This window comes from Nocardioides pantholopis (assembly GCF_003710085.1).
GTDB lineage: Bacteria > Actinomycetota > Actinomycetes > Propionibacteriales > Nocardioidaceae > Nocardioides > Nocardioides pantholopis.
In genome coordinates this window covers 3,819,176-3,836,074 of record NZ_CP033324.1, presented here as the reverse complement: position 1 = coordinate 3,836,074, position 16,899 = coordinate 3,819,176, and the positions used below count along the sequence as shown (strand labels likewise).

The 16,899-nt window shown below is 73.0% G+C and carries 15 protein-coding genes and 1 tRNA gene; 5 read left to right on the top strand and 11 right to left on the bottom strand.

Annotation, left to right across the window (positions count from 1 at the left end):
• Positions 1–36: 36 nt before the first annotated feature.
• Positions 37–495, top strand: coding sequence for an RrF2 family transcriptional regulator (locus EBO35_RS18310; protein WP_122818997.1), 459 nt, complete (start codon positions 37–39; stop codon positions 493–495).
• Positions 496–518: 23 nt separating this feature from the next.
• Here EBO35_RS18310 and EBO35_RS18305 read toward each other — a convergent pair whose 3' ends face one another.
• The 4 genes from EBO35_RS18305 to EBO35_RS18290 all read right to left on the bottom strand — a co-directional run bounded on the left by EBO35_RS18305 (position 519) and on the right by EBO35_RS18290 (position 4,926).
• Positions 519–1,148, bottom strand: coding sequence for a DUF2461 domain-containing protein (locus EBO35_RS18305; protein ID WP_122818996.1), 630 nt, complete (start codon positions 1,146–1,148; stop codon positions 519–521).
• A gap of 61 nt (positions 1,149–1,209) precedes the next feature.
• Positions 1,210–1,282: transfer RNA gene (locus EBO35_RS18300), tRNA-Gly, on the bottom strand.
• A gap of 37 nt (positions 1,283–1,319) precedes the next feature.
• The gene (locus EBO35_RS18295) at positions 1,320–2,132 is read right to left on the bottom strand and encodes an SGNH/GDSL hydrolase family protein (protein WP_122818995.1); all 813 of its coding nucleotides are present in this window, start codon (positions 2,130–2,132) and stop codon (positions 1,320–1,322) included.
• A 4-nt stretch (positions 2,133–2,136) separates the two neighbouring features.
• Positions 2,137–4,926 carry a hybrid sensor histidine kinase/response regulator gene (locus EBO35_RS18290; RefSeq protein WP_127479491.1) on the bottom strand — a complete coding sequence of 930 codons (2,790 nt, stop codon included), beginning with the start codon at positions 4,924–4,926 and terminating at the stop codon, positions 2,137–2,139.
• A gap of 80 nt (positions 4,927–5,006) precedes the next feature.
• Between EBO35_RS18290 and dcd the strand changes: the two genes are divergently transcribed.
• Positions 5,007–5,582: a dCTP deaminase gene (gene dcd, locus EBO35_RS18285; protein ID WP_122818993.1), complete on the top strand. Its 576-nt coding sequence runs from the start codon at positions 5,007–5,009 to the stop codon at positions 5,580–5,582.
• A 141-nt stretch (positions 5,583–5,723) separates the two neighbouring features.
• The gene (locus EBO35_RS18280; RefSeq protein WP_241153771.1) at positions 5,724–6,638 is read left to right on the top strand and encodes a siderophore-interacting protein; all 915 of its coding nucleotides are present in this window, start codon (positions 5,724–5,726) and stop codon (positions 6,636–6,638) included.
• Positions 6,639–6,648: 10 nt separating this feature from the next.
• Here the strand turns inward: EBO35_RS18280 and EBO35_RS19645 are convergent, their stop codons facing one another.
• The 3 genes from EBO35_RS19645 to EBO35_RS18270 are packed head-to-tail and all read right to left on the bottom strand — an operon-like array spanning position 6,649 to position 8,221.
• Positions 6,649–6,795 carry a hypothetical protein gene (locus tag EBO35_RS19645; protein WP_164478042.1) on the bottom strand — a complete coding sequence of 49 codons (147 nt, stop codon included), beginning with the start codon at positions 6,793–6,795 and terminating at the stop codon, positions 6,649–6,651.
• 23 nt (positions 6,796–6,818) lie between these two features.
• Entirely contained in the window at positions 6,819–7,655 is an 837-nt protein-coding gene (locus EBO35_RS18275; protein WP_122818991.1) for a DUF4097 family beta strand repeat-containing protein, read from the bottom strand.
• Positions 7,656–7,687: 32 nt separating this feature from the next.
• On the bottom strand, positions 7,688–8,221 hold the full coding sequence (locus EBO35_RS18270; RefSeq protein WP_122818990.1) for a toxin-antitoxin system HicB family antitoxin: 534 nt from the start codon (positions 8,219–8,221) through the stop codon (positions 7,688–7,690).
• A gap of 195 nt (positions 8,222–8,416) precedes the next feature.
• Between EBO35_RS18270 and EBO35_RS18265 the strand changes: the two genes are divergently transcribed.
• On the top strand, positions 8,417–10,174 hold the full coding sequence (locus EBO35_RS18265) for a sodium:solute symporter family protein (RefSeq protein ID WP_122818989.1): 1,758 nt from the start codon (positions 8,417–8,419) through the stop codon (positions 10,172–10,174).
• A 12-nt stretch (positions 10,175–10,186) separates the two neighbouring features.
• Positions 10,187–10,468 (top strand): hypothetical protein, encoded by a 282-nt coding sequence (locus tag EBO35_RS18260; RefSeq protein WP_164478041.1) that lies wholly within the window; start codon positions 10,187–10,189, stop codon positions 10,466–10,468.
• A 114-nt stretch (positions 10,469–10,582) separates the two neighbouring features.
• Here the strand turns inward: EBO35_RS18260 and EBO35_RS18255 are convergent, their stop codons facing one another.
• The 4 genes from EBO35_RS18255 to EBO35_RS18240 all read right to left on the bottom strand — a co-directional run bounded on the left by EBO35_RS18255 (position 10,583) and on the right by EBO35_RS18240 (position 16,853).
• Positions 10,583–14,194, bottom strand: coding sequence for a heterodisulfide reductase-related iron-sulfur binding cluster (locus tag EBO35_RS18255; RefSeq protein WP_317983506.1), 3,612 nt, complete (start codon positions 14,192–14,194; stop codon positions 10,583–10,585).
• A 26-nt stretch (positions 14,195–14,220) separates the two neighbouring features.
• Complete coding sequence (locus EBO35_RS18250; RefSeq protein ID WP_122818987.1) at positions 14,221–15,228, bottom strand: DMT family transporter; 1,008 nt, start codon at positions 15,226–15,228, stop codon at positions 14,221–14,223.
• 141 nt (positions 15,229–15,369) lie between these two features.
• Complete coding sequence (locus EBO35_RS18245; RefSeq protein ID WP_122818986.1) at positions 15,370–16,176, bottom strand: IclR family transcriptional regulator; 807 nt, start codon at positions 16,174–16,176, stop codon at positions 15,370–15,372.
• 47 nt (positions 16,177–16,223) lie between these two features.
• A complete protein-coding gene (locus EBO35_RS18240; protein WP_122818985.1) occupies positions 16,224–16,853 on the bottom strand; it encodes a hypothetical protein in 630 nt (209 codons plus the stop codon).
• Positions 16,854–16,899 lie beyond the last annotated feature (46 nt).

Here is a 16,899-nt window from a genome sequence, read left to right as displayed (position 1 = left end):
GAGTGTGTGGATCGACATTTCTGACACACTGACCCCATGCGAGTCTCCGCCAAGTCCGACTACGCCCTCCGCGCCCTGATCGAGATGGCGGCCCGGGCGGACGGCCGCGCGGTGAGCGCCGAGGAGCTCGGTCGGCTGCAGGAGATCCCGCACGGGTTCCTCCAGGCGATCCTCGCCGACCTGCGTCGCTCCGGGATCGTCATCTCCCAGCGCGGCCAGTCCGGCGGCTGGCGGATGGCCCGGCCCGCCGACGGCGTGACGGTCGCCGACGTGATCCGGGCGGTCGACGGCCCGCTGGTCTCGGTCTACGGCCTGCGCCCCGAGGCCGTGACCTACAACGAGTCCGCCGAGGTCCTCCAGCACGTGTGGATCGCCGCGCGGCGCTCGCTGCGCGAGGTCTTCGAGCAGGTCTCGATCCAGCAGCTCGCCGACGGGAAGCTGCCGGCAGCGGTCACCTCGCGCACGGCCGACGAGGACGCCTGGCAGCCGCACTGACCGCCGCTGCGGGCCCGGGGTGGTCAGCCGGTCCGAGCCGCGACCCACTCGACGAGCGGCCGCAGCCGGCGCCAGTCCGCCCGCACCAGCTCCAGCAGCTTCGGCGTGTGCACGACCGGCTCGAAGCCGAGGTCGTGGTGGGCGGTCAGCGACCGGTGCCGCAGCAGGTCGATGCGGGGATGGTCAGCGGCGTAGCCGCGGGGGCTGGTCTTGAGCCGGTCGCCGGTGATCTCCCAGCCCTCGGCGCGCAGGCCCTCGACGATCCGCTCCAGCTCGCGGCCGGTGCGGTCGTCGTCGATGGCGGCCCGGACCGTGGCCAGGACGGCCGGGTCCGCGCGGTAGAACCCGGCGTCGGTGCTGACGCCGCGCGGCGAGACCTGGACGTACCAGCCGGTCGCGGCCCCCACCGCGACGAACGCGCCCTGGTGGGTCTTGTACGGCGTCTTGTCCTTGCGGAAGCGGACGTCGCGGTAGGGCCGGAAGATCTTCGCCGGTCCGAACTCCTCGGCCAGCTCGGCGCAGAGCGCCTCCATCGGGGCCCGCACCGCCTCGGCGTACACGTGCTTGTGCTTCTCCCAGAACGACCGGGTGTTGTCGAGCTCGAGGTCGTCGTAGAAGTCGAGCGCGGCCACCGGGAATCCCTCGAACGTCACCGCCACAGCCTACGAACGGGGGCGGGCGGGCCGACGACGGGGCAGGCCCCTGACGAAGCGGAGCGGATGACGAGACTCGAACTCGCGACATCGACCTTGGGAAGGTCGCGCTCTACCAACTGAGCTACATCCGCATGACCGGCGGGACCGGTCGCAGGGAATCGTAGACGATCACGAGCCAGGAAGGGACACCCGCCCCGGCGTGGGGTACTTCGGCTCCAGCCCGTCGCCCGAGGAGCGGCCGGTGACCCGCCGCTTGACCCACGGCAGCAGGAACTCCCGTGCCCAGGCGGCGTCTGCCCGCAGCCGCTCCGCGCGCGGCACCGGCAGCACCTCCGGGAGCGGGCCGTGGGTGAGGCCGTGGTCGATGCCGAGGAGGTCGAGGACCATGATCGCGACGACCTGGTGGCCGACCGGGCCGAGGTGCATCCGGTCGACGTCCCACATCCGGGGGTCGTTGGCCAGCACGCCCTCGGGCAGCCGGTGGGCGACCCGCCAGGAGTCCGCGATCAGGGCGCCGTGCTTGTCGGCGATCGCGCGGACGTGCTCGTTGTAGAGGGCGAACCGGCCCCGGACCGGGCCGTAGACGCCGCCGCTGCCGGGGTCGAACGCGGTGAACAGCACGATCCGGGCACCGGTGGCGGCGAGCCGGGCCACGGCGTCGTCGTAGCGCTGGGCGAGGCCGTCGAGGTCGACCTTCGGCCGCAGGATGTCGTTGGCGCCCGCGTAGAGCGTCACCAGGTCGGGCTGCAGGGCAATCGCCGGCTCGACCTGCTCGGCGATGATGCCGTCGAGCTTGCGGCCGCGGATCGCCAGGTTCGCGTAGCCGAAGTCCGCGCCGGCCGTCTCGGCGCGGCGGGCCAGGACCTCGGCGACCCGGTCGGCCCAGCCGCGCAGGCCGTTGGGGCGGTCGGGGTCGGGGTCGCCGACGCCCTCGGTGAAGGAGTCGCCCAGGGCGACGTAGCGGTGGAACGAGGTGGTCACGTCCTCATTGTGCCGGGGCCCCCGGCGAGATCTCGAACCGCCGCCGGGCGGCCGCGACCTCGGCGCCGACCCGGTCGGCCGCGGCCACCAGGCCGACCTCGGCGCCGGCCGCGAGGTCGTGCTCGAGGTCGGCGCAGACCGCGGAGAGCCGGACAGCGCCCACGGCGGCGCTCGCCGACTTCATGCTGTGCGCCACCGCGGCGACCGTCGTCCGGTCCCCGTCGGCGGCCGCGGCCGCCAGCGTCGCCAGCTGGTTCTCCGCATCGGCGTGCCAGGCCGTGACGAGGGTCTCGGCGAACTGCGGACCGCGGGCGCCCAGGTGCCCGATCAGGACGTCGAGCACGGTGGGGTCGACGACCGGGAGCGTCGGCCGGTCCGCGGGGACGGGGGCCGCCTCGGCGAGCTCGGCCAGCTCCTGGACCACCGGCGTACGTCGCTCTCGGCGGGCGCGGTCCAGGACGGCGGCGAGCTCCTCGGCGCGGACCGGCTTCGCGAGGTGGTCGTCCATGCCCGCGGCCAGGCTGGCCTCCTGGTCGCTGCGCATGGCGTTCGCGGTCATGGCCACGATCCAGGGCTGGCGCTCCGGCGGGACCTCGGCGCGGATCCGGCGGGTCGCCTCCAGCCCGTCCATCACCGGCATCTGCACGTCCATGAGGACCAGGTCGTACCGCGCCGAGCGGACCTGCTCCAGGGCCTCCTGGCCGTTGCCGACCACGACCGGCCGCTGACCCAGCCGCTCCAGCATCAGCGTGGCGACCCGCTGGTTGACCGAGTTGTCCTCGGCGAGCAGGACCCGCAGGCGCTGGGCCTCGTCGGGCTCGCGGGTCCGCTCCTGCGGGGTCACCCGGACCCCGCCCAGCGCGCGGGTCAGGACCGAGCGGAGCGCATCCGCCTTCACCGGCTTGGTCAGGTGCGTCATCCCGAGCTCGCCCGCCTCCGCGACCCGGTCCCCGAGGGAGGTGAGGAGCACCAGCGGCACTGGGGCCCAGCCGTCGGTCCGGCGCAGCCCGCGGGCCAGCCCGATGCCGTCGAGGTCCGGCATGTGCATGTCGAGCACGGCGACGTCGACGGGGGCAACCGACCCCGACCCCGCCCACGCGAGCGCCTCCAGGGGCGAGGCGTGGTCGACGACCGTCATCCCCCAGCCCTCGAGCTGGGCGCGCAGGATCCGGCGGTTGGTGTCGTTGTCGTCGACGATGAGTGCGGTGCGCCCCGGGAGCTCGGCCGGCGGGACCAGGACCCGGTCCTCGAGCTCCTGGCCGTGCACCAGCGGAACGGCGGCGGTGAACGTCGAACCGACCCCGACGGTGCTGGTGACGTCGAGGCGGCCGCCCATCGCCTCGGTGAGCCGGCGGCTGATCGCGAGCCCGAGCCCGGTGCCGCCGTACACGCGGGTGGTGCTGGAGTCGACCTGGCTGAAGGAGCGGAACAGCCGGTCCATCCGGTCCTCGGGGATGCCGATGCCGGTGTCGCGGACCGCGAACCGCACGGTGCTGCGGTCGCCTCCCGGCAGCGGCTCGGCCTCGACAGTCACCAGGACCTCGCCGGCGCTGGTGAACTTCACCGCGTTGCTGAGCAGGTTGACCAGGACCTGCCGCACCCGGGTCAGGTCGCCGACCACCACCGGGGGCACGCCGGGGTCCAGGTGGGCGACCAGGTCGAGCCCCTTCCTCGACGCCTCGGCGGCGGTCAGGTCCAGGGCGCTCTCCACGCACTCGCGCAGCACGAAGGGCTGGCTCTCGAGGTCGAGCTGCCCGGACTCGATCTTGGAGAAGTCCAGGACGTCGTTGATGATCGTCAGCAGTGCGTCGCCGCTGGACCGCACGGTCTCGGCGAACTCCCGCTGCTCCTCGTCGAGGTCGCTGTCGAGCAGCAGCCCGGTCATCCCGATCACGGCGTTCATCGGGGTCCGGATCTCGTGCGACATCGTCGCGAGGAACGTCGACTTGGCGGCGTTGGCCTCCTCCGCGGCCGTGCGGGCGGCCACCAGGTCCCGCTCGCGGCGCTCGGCCTCGTCCTTCTCGTGGGCGAGGCCGGCCGCCATCTCGTCGAGCCCGCGGCCGATCTGGCGGAACTCCGTGGCCCCCGCGACGGCGGCGCGGGCGCTCAGGTCGCCGGCACCCAGGCGGCCGATCGTCCCCAGCAGGCTCTCGACGGGACGGACCACTGCCAGACGCAGCCGACGCCGCTGGTACTGGAGGATCAGCACGCCGAGCACCAGCAGCGCCAGCTCGGCCACCAGGGCGGTCCGGAAGGCGTCGGTCCGCTGGTCCTCGAGCTCCTCGCGGCGGTCGTCGGCGGCCTGCTGCGCCTCGTCGTACGCCGCGCGGTAGGCGTCGAAGAGCTTCTTGCCCTTGGTCACGAAGGCCCGCTGGGGGCGCGAGGTGGCCGAGTTCGCGAACGCCTGCCCGCGCAGGAGTGCCGGCTGCGCCCACTCGGTGGTCCACGTGGTGACCCGGTCCGACTCCAGGTCGACGAGGCGCAGGATCTCCGGCTCGTCGGCGAGGGCCTCGCGGACCTCCTCCAGGTGACCGGCGATCCGCTGCCGGCCCAGGAAGTAGACGCCGAGGTGGTCGTCGTCGCCGGTGATCAGGTAGGCGCGCAGCCCGGTCTCCTGGTCGAGCATCGCGAGGTGCTTCTGCCGCTCCAGCCGAGCCCCGTCGGACACCCGGTCGATCGTGCGGTCCAGCGTCACGGCCAGGTAGCCGAGCAGGGCCAGGTTGAGCACCGCCACCGCACCGAGCACCACCAGGGCCGTGAACGTCACGCGACTGACCTGGCGGGAGAGATTCACGGGCCAGATGCTCCCATGGCGGCGCGGCGTGCGCCCCCAGGACTGGGCAGCTCGCCGGTCCGGGCCGGTAGGTTGTCGCCGTGCTGCTCTCCGACCGCGACATCCTCGCCGAGATCGACGCCCGGCGGGTCGCCCTGGACCCGTGGGACCCGGCCATGCTCCAGCCCTCGTCGGTCGACGTCCGCCTGGACCGCTTCTTCCGGGTCTTCGAGAACCATCGCTACCCCCACATCGACCCGGCGGCCGACCAGTCGGACCTGACCCGGGTGGTCGAGCCCGAGGGGGACGAGCCGTTCATCCTGCACCCGGGCGAGTTCGTGCTGGGGTCGACCTACGAGGTCGTCACGCTGCCCGACGACATCGCCGCCCGGGTGGAGGGCAAGTCCTCGCTGGGCCGGCTCGGGCTGCTCACCCACGCGACCGCCGGCTTCGTGGACCCTGGGTTCTCCGGCCACGTCACGCTCGAGCTCGCGAACGTCGCGACGCTGCCGATCAAGCTCTACCCGGGCATGAAGATCGGCCAGTTCTGCTTCTTCCGGCTCTCCTCGCCCTCCCAGCACCCGTACGGCTCGGAGAAGTACGGCTCGCGCTACCAGGGGCAGCGCGGCCCGACGCCGTCACGCTCCTTCCAGAGCTTCCACCGCACCCCGATCTGAGCCCCCGGATCTGAGCCCCGGATGTGAGCACCGCTGGTCGCGGCACCGTCGGCGAAGTAAGGTGAGCCTTACCGACCCGACCGAAGGACCGCGATGCCTACGACGGCCACCACCCTCCCTCTGCTTCTCGAGGAGGTCGAGGTGCGTCGCGTCGAGCGCCTCTCGCCGAGCTTCGTCCGGCTCGAGCTGGGCAGCCCCGCCCTGGCCGACCTCGGCGTCGACGGGCCGTGGTGGGACCAGCGCTTCAAGCTGATCGTCCCGCACGCGCCCGGCGCCTCGGTGCCGTCGTTCGCCGGCGCCGACGAGTCCTGGTTCTCCACCTGGCTGGAGCGCCCGGTCGAGGAGCGCGGCGTGATGCGCACCTACACCGTGCGCGAGGTGCGCGGGACGGGCGCCGACACCCGCATCGTCGTCGACATCGTGCTGCACGCCGACGGCGAGGCCGGGCCGGGTGCCGCCTGGGCCGGACGAGCGGTCGTGGGCGACCGGGCGGTGGTGCTGGCGCCGCGCCGGGGCGCCCCCTTCGGCGGCATCGAGTTCCTGCCCGACGCGGCGCGGCGGGTGCTGCTGGTGGGCGACGAGACGGCGGTCCCGGCGATCACCTCGATCCTGGCCCAGCTGCCGGCGGAGGCCCAGGGCGCGGCGTTCCTCGAGGTGCCGCTCGCCGCCGACGTGCAGTCGGTGGTCCACCCCGAGGGGGTCACGGTGACCTGGCTGCCTCGTGAGCGCGCCGAGCTGGGGTCGCTGCTGCACCCCGCGGTCCTGGAGTGCCTGGGTCTGGGCCCCGAGGCGCTGGCCGAGACCGCGGTGACCGACGACGAGGTCGACCCCGACCTGTGGGAGACCCCGACGTACTCCTCCTCCGGGGAGGCGGTCCTCGACCCGGTGGAGCTGAGCGAGCCGGTCGACGTCCGCGACGGCCTCTACCTGTGGATCGCCGGGGAGTCCCGGATGGTCACGGGGCTGCGCCGGGCCCTGGTGAAGGACCACGGCTTCGACCGGCGACAGGTGGCGTTCATGGGCTACTGGCGCCACGGCGTGGCGATGAAGTCCTGACCCGAGCGACTCAGCCGTCGAGCCGGTCGGCCATCCGGCGCAGCTGACGCGCGACGCGCTGGCGGCGGGGCACCCGGCTCAGCCGGGTTGCGGAGGCGCGAGCGATGCGCTCCTGGATCTGGTGGCGGGCGCGGGCCTCGCTGATCATCTCGTCCATCTCAGCTCCTCTCGAAGACGTGCTCATGCCTCGACGAGCATGATGTCGCCGCTGACGCTGGTCGCCCGCAGCTCGACGTGGTCCGCGCCCTCGGCCGGCGCCCCCGTGCCGCGGACCTCGGAGCGGATCGACCCCGTCACGGTGCTGAGGTCGGTCCAGACGGGGACGCCGGGCGGGATGCCGATCCGGACGTCCCCGGACGCGGCTCGGGCCTGGAGTCGGCCGCGGTGGGCCGACCCGATGGCGAGGTCGCCGCTGCCGGTGGTCATCGAGACGTCCGCGTGCACGGCGCGGATCAGCAGGTCGCCGGTCCCGGTCTTGACCATCACCGGCCCCTCCACGGCGTCCAGCACGACGTCGCCCGACCCGGCGGAGACCGCCAGCGCCCCCGCGGCGTGGGTCACCTCGGTGTCGCCGGAGCCGGTCTTGACCTGGAGGTCCCCGGCGGCGTGCCCGACGCGGACGTCGCCGGACCCGGTCTCCACCTGGCCCGGACCGGTGAGCCGCTCGACCCGGACCCCGCCGGACCCGGTGCGGACCTGCAGGCGGCGCACGGCGCCCTCGACCGTCACGTCGGCGGAGCCGGTGCGGATCGCGGCATCGCTCCCGGTGGGGAGCTCGATCTCGACCTCGAGGGGCAGGGGTGCGCCGGAGAGGAACCCGCTGCGTCGCGGTGGGGCGGTGACCTCGATCCGGCCGTCGGTCTGCTCGACGGTCGTCTCGCGCGCGTCGGCGCCGGCGACCCGGACTCGGGTCTCGGCCGTGTCGGCCGCGGCGACGCGGACCGTGCCCTGGTCGACCTCGACGACGAGCTCGGCCGGGTGCGGGGTCTGGAACTCGTAGGTGCGGGACACACTCATGGAACGGTCTCCTCGGGTCGCTGTCGTGCCGATCAGAGCCAGCCGGTCAGCCGGCGGCTGCCGCGGGGGTTGCCGAAGGGGCCGCCGCCCAGGAACGGGATGCTGGACAGGTCGAGGTCGACCTCGACCGCGTGCTCCCGGGTCGCCTGGCGGATCGCCTGGACCAGCCAGGTGTTCAGCGACTGGCCCGACCTCGCGGCCAGCTCCTCGGCGCGGGTCTTGACCGACTCGGGGATTCGCAGCGTCACCCGGGCGACGGTCCCGTCCTCCGGGTCGTCCTCGCCCGGGGCCGCCGGTGGTGCGGGCGGTGCCGGCGGCGTGGGCGGGGCGGCGTCGACCACGAAGTCCAGCTCGCGGCCCAGCAGCCGCACGTCGACGCCGCCGGCCGGCATCTCGCTGGTGATCTCCGCGGTGGCCTGCGAGATCGCCTCCATCAGCGCCAGTCGAGCCGCGGCGTCCAGGGCGTGGCCCAGCCGCTCGGCGAGCTGGCGGGTCTGGTCGTCCCCGGACTCCGCGGCGGCCAGGAGATCGCGGCGCAGACCTTCGACGTACGGGGTGAGGTCCATGTGCACCACAATGACGCCATAGTGACGTCACGTCAACGCCCTCATGACGTCAGGCAGCAGATCAGGTGGCGTCAGGCGTGTCGATCCCTCGGCGCCGTCGGCGTGTCCCGTTTGTTCGTCCCACCTAGTGGGCACGGGGCGGAATGGTCCATCCGGGCGTCCGCCACCGGATCGGTGCATGAGAGGCAGCCCAGAATGAGTCCGAGTGCGTGGCTGACGCCGCTGGCGAGCGACACGATCATCGACGCGAACGCCGTCGACTACCTGATCGTGATCCTCTACTTCGTGGTCGTCCTGGCGATCGGGGCGATCGCTCGTCGACAGGTCTCCGACTCCGTCGACTTCTTCCTCTCGGGCCGGTCGCTGCCGGCCTGGGTGACCGGTCTGGCCTTCATCTCCGCCAACCTCGGCGCCGTCGAGATCATGGGCATGTCCGCCTCCGGTGCCGAGTTCGGGCTGCCGACCGTGCACTACTTCTGGATCGGCGCGGTGCCGGCCATGCTGTTCCTCGGCGTGGTGATGATGCCGTTCTACTACGGCTCGAAGGTGCGCTCGGTCCCCGAGTTCATGCGCCGCCGCTTCGGCACCGGCGCGCACCTGGTCAACGCGATCTCGTTCGCGGTCGCCCAGCTGCTGATCGCCGGCATCAACCTGTTCCTGCTCGGCAGCGTGATCCGCGCCCTGCTGGGGTGGTCGCTGTGGGTCGCGCTCATCGTGGCCGCCGTGATCGTGCTCTCCTACATCACCCTCGGCGGCCTGAGCGCCGCGATCTACAACGAGGTCCTGCAGTTCTTCGTGATCGTCGCGGCGCTGCTGCCGCTGACCCTGCTCGGCCTGAACCGGGTGGGGGGCTGGGACGGCCTGACCAGCAAGATCACCGGCGCGGCCGATGCGCACCCCGGCGAGATCGCGCCGGCCGACCAGCAGCTGAACTCCTGGCCGGGCCAGGCGCTGTCCGGGTTCGACTCCCCGATCCTCTCGGTCATCGGCATCGTGTTCGGGCTCGGCTTCGTGCTCTCCTTCGGCTACTGGACGACGAACTTCGTCGAGGTGCAGCGCGCGATGGCCTCGGACTCGATCTCCTCGGCCCGCAAGACCCCGATCATCGGCTCCTTCCCGAAGATGTTCGTCCCGTTCATCACGATCATCCCGGGCATGATCGCGGCCGTCCTCGTCACCGAGATCGCCGACATCAAGGCCGGGGAGAAGGTGCCGGGCGGGGCGTCGGGCGACGGGGTCGCCTACAACGACGCGTTGCTGTACCTGATGCGCGACGTGCTGCCGAACGGGCTGCTGGGCCTGGCGATCGCCGGCCTCCTGGCGGCGTTCATGGCCGGCATGGCGGCGAACATCTCCGCGTTCAACACGGTCTTCAGCTACGACCTGTGGCAGCAGTACGCCGTCAAGGACCGCGAGGACTCCTACTACCTCATGATCGGGCGGCTGGCGACCGTCGGCGCGACGGTGGTCGCGATCTTCACCGCGTCGCTGGCGTCGAACTTCTCCAACATCATGAACTACCTCCAGACCCTGTTCGGGTTCTTCAACGCGCCGCTGTTCGCGACGTTCATCCTCGGCATGTTCTGGAAGCGGATGACCCCGACCGCCGGCTGGGTGGGCCTGGTCGCGGGCACGGCGTCGGCCGTCGCCGTGGCCTTCCTGAGCGAGGACGCGTTCGGCTCGCTGAGCACCGGCGTGATCCCGATCGGCGGTCAGGGTGCGGCGTTCGTCGCGGCCGGCGTGGCCTTCGCTGTCGACATCGTGCTGAGCATCGTGGTCTCGCTCGCCACCCGGCCCAGACCGGCCTCCGAGCTGCGCGGCCTGGTGTACTCCGAGACCCCCCGCGAGGACCTCGTGGATCCGAACGAGGCCTCCTACCCGTGGTTCCGCCGGACGCTTCCGCTCGCCGGGATCTCGCTCGCCCTCGTCGTCGTGCTCAACCTGCTCTTCTAGAAGGAGGACCTCGTGACCGAGTCCCCGAACCGTCCGCGCAACCCCGTCCGCGCGCCGGAGCGCCGGCACAGCGCCGGCGTGCTCGACATCCGCAACATCATCGGTGGGCTGCTCGCCGTGTACGGCGTCATCCTGCTCCTGATGGGCCTCTTCGCCGACACCGAGCCCGAGAAGACCGGGGACGTCAACGCGAATCTCTGGGCCGGCATCGGCCTGCTGGTCGTTGGCGCTGTCTTCATCGTCTGGGCTTGGCTGCGTCCGGTCCTCGTGCCCGAGCAGAAGCACTCCGACTGACCGACGCGCCACCCAGGGCGGCCGAAACTCGGGTCGGCCGGAACCACGCGGGCCCCGGCGCGGTCCGGGGCTCGCAGCCCCAGGACCGGGCCGGGGCCCGTGCTGGTGGAGGGATCAGAGGTCGAAGAGCGACCTGCCCTCGCTGATCTCGACATCGGTGCGCGGCGTGTGCGCGGCGCCGTTCGAGCTCGGCTTCGGCCTCTCGGCCGGAGCCTCGGTGGCCGGCTCCGCCGCCGGCTGGGCCTCGACCTCGACCTCGGCCTCCGGCTCGACCTCGACCTCGACCTCGGTCTCGAGCTCGGGCTGAGCCTCGACCTCGGTCTCCTCGGGGGCCTCCGGAGTCGCGGTCGCCGTGCCGCCGGCGATCGCGGTCGCGGCCGCGCTGACCTCGGCGCCGCTCGGCTGCCCGTCCGTCGGCTCCGTGGTCGGCTCCGGCTCGGCGGCCTCCGGGGGCGCCACCTCAGCGCTGGCCTCGGCGGGCTTGGCCTCGGCGGGCTGGGCCGCGGTCGGGGCGCCGGCCGTGGTCGGCTCCGGAGCGGCGATGTCGAACAGCGATCCCAGGCTGTCGAAGTCGACGTCCGAGACCGGCGTCGACGCCGCGCCGGAGCTCGCCGCCGGTGCGGCGGGAGCGGCCGGAGGAGCCTGCGGCTCCGCGGCGGCCGCCGGCTCCTCCTCGACGACCGGCTCGACCGGCTTGACCGGCTCGGCCGCCTCGGGGGCTGCGATGTCGAAGAGCGACCCGCCCTCGGGGATCTCCGTGGCCGGCGTGCTGGTCGCGGCCTGCTCGACCGGCGCGGTCGGCTGGGACGCCACCGGCTGCGTCGGCTCCTCGGCGGACGTCGCGACCGCAGGCTCGGCGGGCTGCGACGCGGCCGGCTCCTCGGTCGCGATGTCGAACAGCGACCCGCCCGACCCGAGGTCGATGTCGGCCTTCGGCGCGGACGCCTTCGCAGGCGCGCTCTTCGGGGCCTCGGCCTTCGGAGCCTCGGCCTTCGGGGCAGCCGGGACAGGGGTCTCGGGCTCGTCGTTCCCGAGGTCGAACAGCGAGCCGCCAGAGCCCAGCGTCGTCTCGGTCTGGGAGGCGGGCTTCGAGGCCTTCGGCTCGGCCTGGGGCTCCGGCTTCGCCTTCGCCTCCGGCTCGTCCCCGCCCAGGTCGAACAGTGACCCGCCGGAGGAGGCCGGCTTCGACTCGGCCTTCGGCTCCGCCTTCGCGGGCTCGTCGCCACCCAGGTCGAACAGCGACCCGCCGGAGGACGCGGGCTTCGCCGCCTGGGCCTCCTCGGCCGCCGGCTTCTGCGGCGCTGCGGTCTCGGACTCCGCGGGGGTGTCGAAGAGCGACGACCCGCCGGACGCCTTGGCCGCCGGGCCGGCGTCCTCGGTGTCGACGACCGTGTTCTCGGTGATCGTCGCGTCGCCGGCCTCCGGCTCGGCCTTCGTCGCGGGGTCGGTCGGGGCGGCCTTGGCCATGGCCGGGGCCGGGGCGCCCGGAGCCAGCTTGGTCGCCATCTCGCCCTTGACCGAGGCGAGCAGCATCTGCGCGACGTCGAGGACCTCGACCTCCTCGCGGGCCGCTCCGGCGGACTGCTCGGCGGTGAGGCCGTCGGAGAGCATCACCCGGCAGAACGGGCAGCCGACGGCGATCTGGTCGGCACCGGTGCCGACCGCCTCACGGGTGCGGTTGACGTTGATCCGCTCGCCGAGGTTCTCCTCCATCCACATCCGCGCGCCGCCGGCGCCGCAGCAGAAGGACCGCTCGGAGTTGCGCTCCATCTCGACGTACTCGGCGCCGGGCAGGATCTCCAGCAGCTCACGCGGCGGGGTGTAGACGCCGTTGTGGCGGCCGATGAAGCACGGGTCGTGGTAGGTGATCGAGCGCTTGTGGGCGCCCGCGCCGTCGGTGACCGGCGTGAGCCGGCCCTCGCGCACCAGCCGGTTGAGCAGCTGGGTGTGGTGGACGACCTCGAGCTCGACGCCGAACTGCTTGTACTCGTTCTTCAGGGTGTTGAAGCAGTGGGCGCAGGTCGAGACGACCTTCTTGACCTTGTACTCCTGGAACGTCTCGACGTTCTGCTGGGCCAGGCCCTGGAAGACGAACTCGTTGCCGGCCCGGCGGGCCGGGTCGCCGCTGCAGGTCTCGCCGTTGCCGAGCACGCCGAAGCTGACGCCGGCCATGTCGAGCAGCTCGGCGACCGCCCGGGTGGTCTTCTTGGCGCGGTCCTCGTAGGCGCCGGCGCAGCCGACCCAGAACAGCCAGTCGACCTCGTCGAGGGACTCGATGTCGTCGCCGACGACCTTGACCTCGAAGTCGAGATCCTTGGCCCAGTCCAGTCGCGCGTTCGGCGACATGTTCCAGGGGTTGCCCTTGTTCTCCAGGCCCTTGAACAGCCCGTTGAGCTCGGCGGGGAAGTTGGACTCGACGAGCACCTGGTAGCGGCGCATGTCCTCGATGTGGTCGACGTGCTCGATGTCGACCGGGCACTGCTGCACGCAGGCGCCGCAGTTGGTGCACGACCAGAGCACGTCGGGGTCGATGACCGCGGCGCCGCTCTCGGGCATGTAGAACCAGTCGTCACCGGTGTCGCCGACCAGCGGACGGGCGACCTCCCGGGCCAGGGCGGGGTCGTTCTCGAGCAGGGCGGTGGCGGCCTCGCTGCCCTCGCCGCCGGCCTGCAGGTACGGCGCCTTGGCGTGCGCGTGGTCGCGCATCGCGGTGATCAGCAGCTTCGGGGACAGCGGCTTCTCGGTGTTCCACGCGGGGCACTGCGACTGGCAGCGGCCACACTCGGTGCAGGTCGTGAAGTCGAGGATGCCCTTCCAGCTGTAGTCCTCGATCGCGCCGACACCCAGCCGGGAGTCCTCGTCGAGGTCCTCGATGTCGTCGAGGGTGATCGGGGTGCCGTTGGAGGTCAGCGGCTTCATCGCGCCGAGCGCCAGGCCGCCGTCGGACTCGCGCTTGAACCAGATGTTGAACCAGGCGGTGAACCGGTGCCACGCGACGCCCATGGTGAGGTTGCGGCACAGCACGGTCAGCCAGATGGTCGCCATCAGGATCTTGGCGGTGGCGATGAGCAGGATGATGTTCTCGGCCGTGTGGTCGGAGATGTCGCCGTACAGCGAGCCGATCCACCAGGTGAGCGGGAAGTGCGCCCGGGTGCCGTCGTGGAGCTGGTACTCGGCGCCCCGGATGAGCAGCCCGGCCACGCCCTCGCCGAGGATGATCGACTCGACGAAGTAGGCCTGCCAGAAGTTGGAGCCGAAGAAGCGGCTCTTGCGGCCCAGGCGGCGCGGGTGGTTCTTCTGGCGGACGTAGATCAGGTACGCGATGCCGAGGACTGTCAGCCAGGACAGCAGCTCGGTGGCCCACTCGAACGGGTACCACTCGCCGACGATCCACAGCGTGTAGTGCGGGTCGAAGATCTGGAAGTACGCCGTCAGCACCGCGGAGCTGAGGAAGATGAAGCCCGCGAAGACCAGCCAGTGCATGATGCCGATCCAGGTCCACTGGAGCATCCGCGTGTGACCGACGGTCTCCTTGAGCATCGTGATCGTACGACGCCCCGGCTGGTCGCTGCGGGCCATCGCCGGCCCGCCGATGCGGATGACCTTCAGCAGCGATCTGACGCCCACCACCGCGGTGGCCACGGCCACGACGGTGAAGGCCATCGAGACCACGATGGCGAGGATCTGCACGATGTCCATGAAGTACGGCCCTTCGTCGTGACGCACGTCCGCCAGTGGACGCGAGGGGGAGCCTATTCGGCACCGTCCCGGCCGTGGGTCCCGGCCGGGGTGACCTCGATCCTACTGGTCGGTAACCGGCGGGCAAGCCTCGTCGGGACGGGGGTGGACGGCCGCCCGGCGGCCCGGCGGCCGAGGCCGCCGACCGCGAGCAGGATGAGGCCGGTGCCGATCAGTCCGGCCGTGCCGATCCGCTCGCCGAGGACGGCAGCGGCCACCAGGGCGGCGGTCACCGGCTCGAGCAGCGTCGCCACCACGGCCGCGCCTGCGTCGGTGGTCCGCAGCCCGGCGTAGAAGAGCCCGTAGGCCAGCGCCATCGTCGCCACACCGAGGTAGGCCAGCGTGCCGAGCACGACCGGGTCGGCCGCTGCGAGGTGCCCGGAGGCCAGGCCCGCGCCCGCGCCCAGCGGCAGCAGCCCGGCGGCCCCGACGGTCGTGGTGAGGGTGGTCAGCGCCAGCGGGTCCCCGGCCCGGGCCAGCGGCTCGCCCAGTGCCGTCGCCAGCGCGTACGCCGTACCGGAGCCGGCCGCGAGCAGCAGCCCCCAGCCCGGGTGCGGGCCGGTCTCGCCGGCGTGGGCGGATCCGGTGACCAGGACCAGGCCCAGGAGGGCGGTCGCGAGCACCGCGACCCGGCCGGCGGACGGGACCGTGCGGGTGCGGACCGCCGTGGCGATCGTGAGCAGCACCGGGGCCAGGCCGAGGCTGACGACCGTGGCGACGGTGACGCCAGCCGTGACCACCGAGCCGAAGTAGAGCGCCTGGTAGGCAGCGGTGCCGAGGCCGACGAGGACGACCCGGCCCGGATGTCGCCGCAGCAGCCGCCGGGTGGCCGCGCCCCGGCGCAGCCACCCCACGGCGGCGAGCAGGACGACGGCGGCGATCGCCAGGCGCCATGCGCTGAGGGTGAGGACGGGGATCGGCGCGGCGTCGCGCACGACCTGCACGGCGAGCCCGCCGGTGCCCCACAGGACTCCGGCCAGGCAGACCTGCAGCAGCCCGGCGCGGGCGGCGAGGTGGGACATGGGACCTGCTCCTCGAGGGATGCCGACGGGACCGGAGCGCACGCTCCGGCAGCGAGGTGTCTTCAGGCAGCCGTCTCGGGGGGTGGCCGGAGCCGGCGGTGGCAGGTCACCTGTGCATCCTCGTGGAGCCGGGCTCGGCGGTCATCCCATTTCCGGGCCATTTCCGGGCGCGACGCCCGCGATGCGGGCGGTGATCGTGGCGGCGGTCGTCCGTACGGCGTGCGCGAGCTCGTCGGGCCTGAGTCCGCTGGGGCCGGCGGGACCCGCGAGGGGGCCGTCGAGGGGATAGGTCAGGGCGACTCCGGCGACGGGGTGCGCGTTGTGGTCGTGGACCGCTGCGGCGACGCTGGCGAAGCCCGGGGTGATCTCGCCGTCCTCGACGGCGTACCCCCGGCGCCGGGTCTCGCCGAGCAGGGTCCGCAGCTGGCCCGGGGTGCGCGGGCCGGTGCCGTGCCGGTCCACGAAGGCCCCGGCATCGGGATAGAGCGCGCGCACCTGGTGGCGGGGCAGGCCCGCGAGCAGGGCCCGGCCGCTCGCGGCCAGGTGCGCCGGCAACCGGACGCCGACGTCGGTCACCAGCGGCGGGCGGCCCGGGGCCCGCTCCTCCACGACGTACAGCACGTCGCGCCCGTGCAGGACCGCGAGGTGGGCGCTGTGACCCACGGTGTCGACGAGCGTGGCCAGTGGCCGGCGGGCGATCCGCTGCAGCGGCTCCTGGCGCGAGTAGCCGCTGCCGACCTCGAAGGCCGCGACGCCCAGGCCGTAGCGGTGCTCCTCGGCGAGGTGGACGACGAAGCCCTCCTCGATCATCGCGTGCAGCAGGTGGTACGCCGTGCTGCGCGGCAGACCGCACACCTGCGCGACCCGGTCCAGGGGGACCGGGTGCGGCTGGGTGGCGAGGAAGCGCAGCACCCGCAGGGTGCGCGTCGCCGCCGGTACCTGACCCATGGCCGGAGGCTAGCCCCGGCCATGAGTCAGAGGGGGCTCAGCGGGCCTCAGCCGGGCGTGCCCGGCCCGCGGTGGCTGCCGCCGGTGCTGCCGCCGGTCCCGTCCGTCCCGTCGGGCCCGTCGGTGCCCTCGGTGTCGGCCTGCCCGTCCCGGTAGCCCTCGGTGTACTCGTCGGGTCCGCCGGCCGGGGCCGCAGGAGTGCCGGTGCTGGTGCTGCCGGTGCTGCCGGTGCTCGAGGAGTGCGTCCCGGTGGCGGAGGCGCCGGAGGCCCGGGTGCCGTCCTGGTCGCGGTGCTGCGGGTCGGGGACCTGCGGGCGGTAGTCCTTCGAGCGGTGGTCGACCGTCGGGTCGAGGCGGTCCGCCTCCCGGACCACGTCCTCCTGCCGCGCCGAGGCGGCGGCGGCACCCTGTCGGGCCTCGGCGGCCTGGGCCGCGGCCTGCTCGGCCTCGGCGCGCCGCAGCTCGGCCTCGGCCTCGGCCTTGCGGGCCTCCAGCTCGGACTGCTGGACGTCGGGCTGGTGGTGGGTGGCCTCCCGGCGCAGCTGCTCCGCGTGCGCATGGTTCCGGGCGCGGTCCCGGTCCTTCTTGCGCTTGGTGAGCAGGTAGGCGAGCACCGCGATGAGCGCGATGACCACCACCGCGATGATGATCCACACGATCACGTCGTCGTCGTTCATGCCAGTTGACCTCTCGTAGGGTCCCTGCCCGGTACCCGCGGTCCCT

Excerpts from the sequence above, each read along its gene's own strand:
- EBO35_RS18250 (WP_122818987.1), bottom strand. The coding sequence starts at position 15,228 with ATGTCCCACCTCGCCGCCCGCGCCGGGCTGCTGCAGGTCTGCCTGGCC.
- EBO35_RS18270 (WP_122818990.1), bottom strand. The coding sequence starts at position 8,221 with ATGGACCTCACCCCGTACGTCGAAGGTCTGCGCCGCGATCTCCTGGCC.
- EBO35_RS18265 (WP_122818989.1), top strand. The coding sequence starts at position 8,417 with ATGAGTCCGAGTGCGTGGCTGACGCCGCTGGCGAGCGACACGATCATC.
- EBO35_RS19645 (WP_164478042.1), bottom strand. The coding sequence starts at position 6,795 with ATGGACGAGATGATCAGCGAGGCCCGCGCCCGCCACCAGATCCAGGAG.
- EBO35_RS18275 (WP_122818991.1), bottom strand. The coding sequence starts at position 7,655 with ATGAGTGTGTCCCGCACCTACGAGTTCCAGACCCCGCACCCGGCCGAG.
- EBO35_RS18245 (WP_122818986.1), bottom strand. The coding sequence starts at position 16,176 with ATGGGTCAGGTACCGGCGGCGACGCGCACCCTGCGGGTGCTGCGCTTC.
- EBO35_RS18310 (WP_122818997.1), top strand. The coding sequence starts at position 37 with ATGCGAGTCTCCGCCAAGTCCGACTACGCCCTCCGCGCCCTGATCGAG.
- EBO35_RS18240 (WP_122818985.1), bottom strand. The coding sequence starts at position 16,853 with ATGAACGACGACGACGTGATCGTGTGGATCATCATCGCGGTGGTGGTC.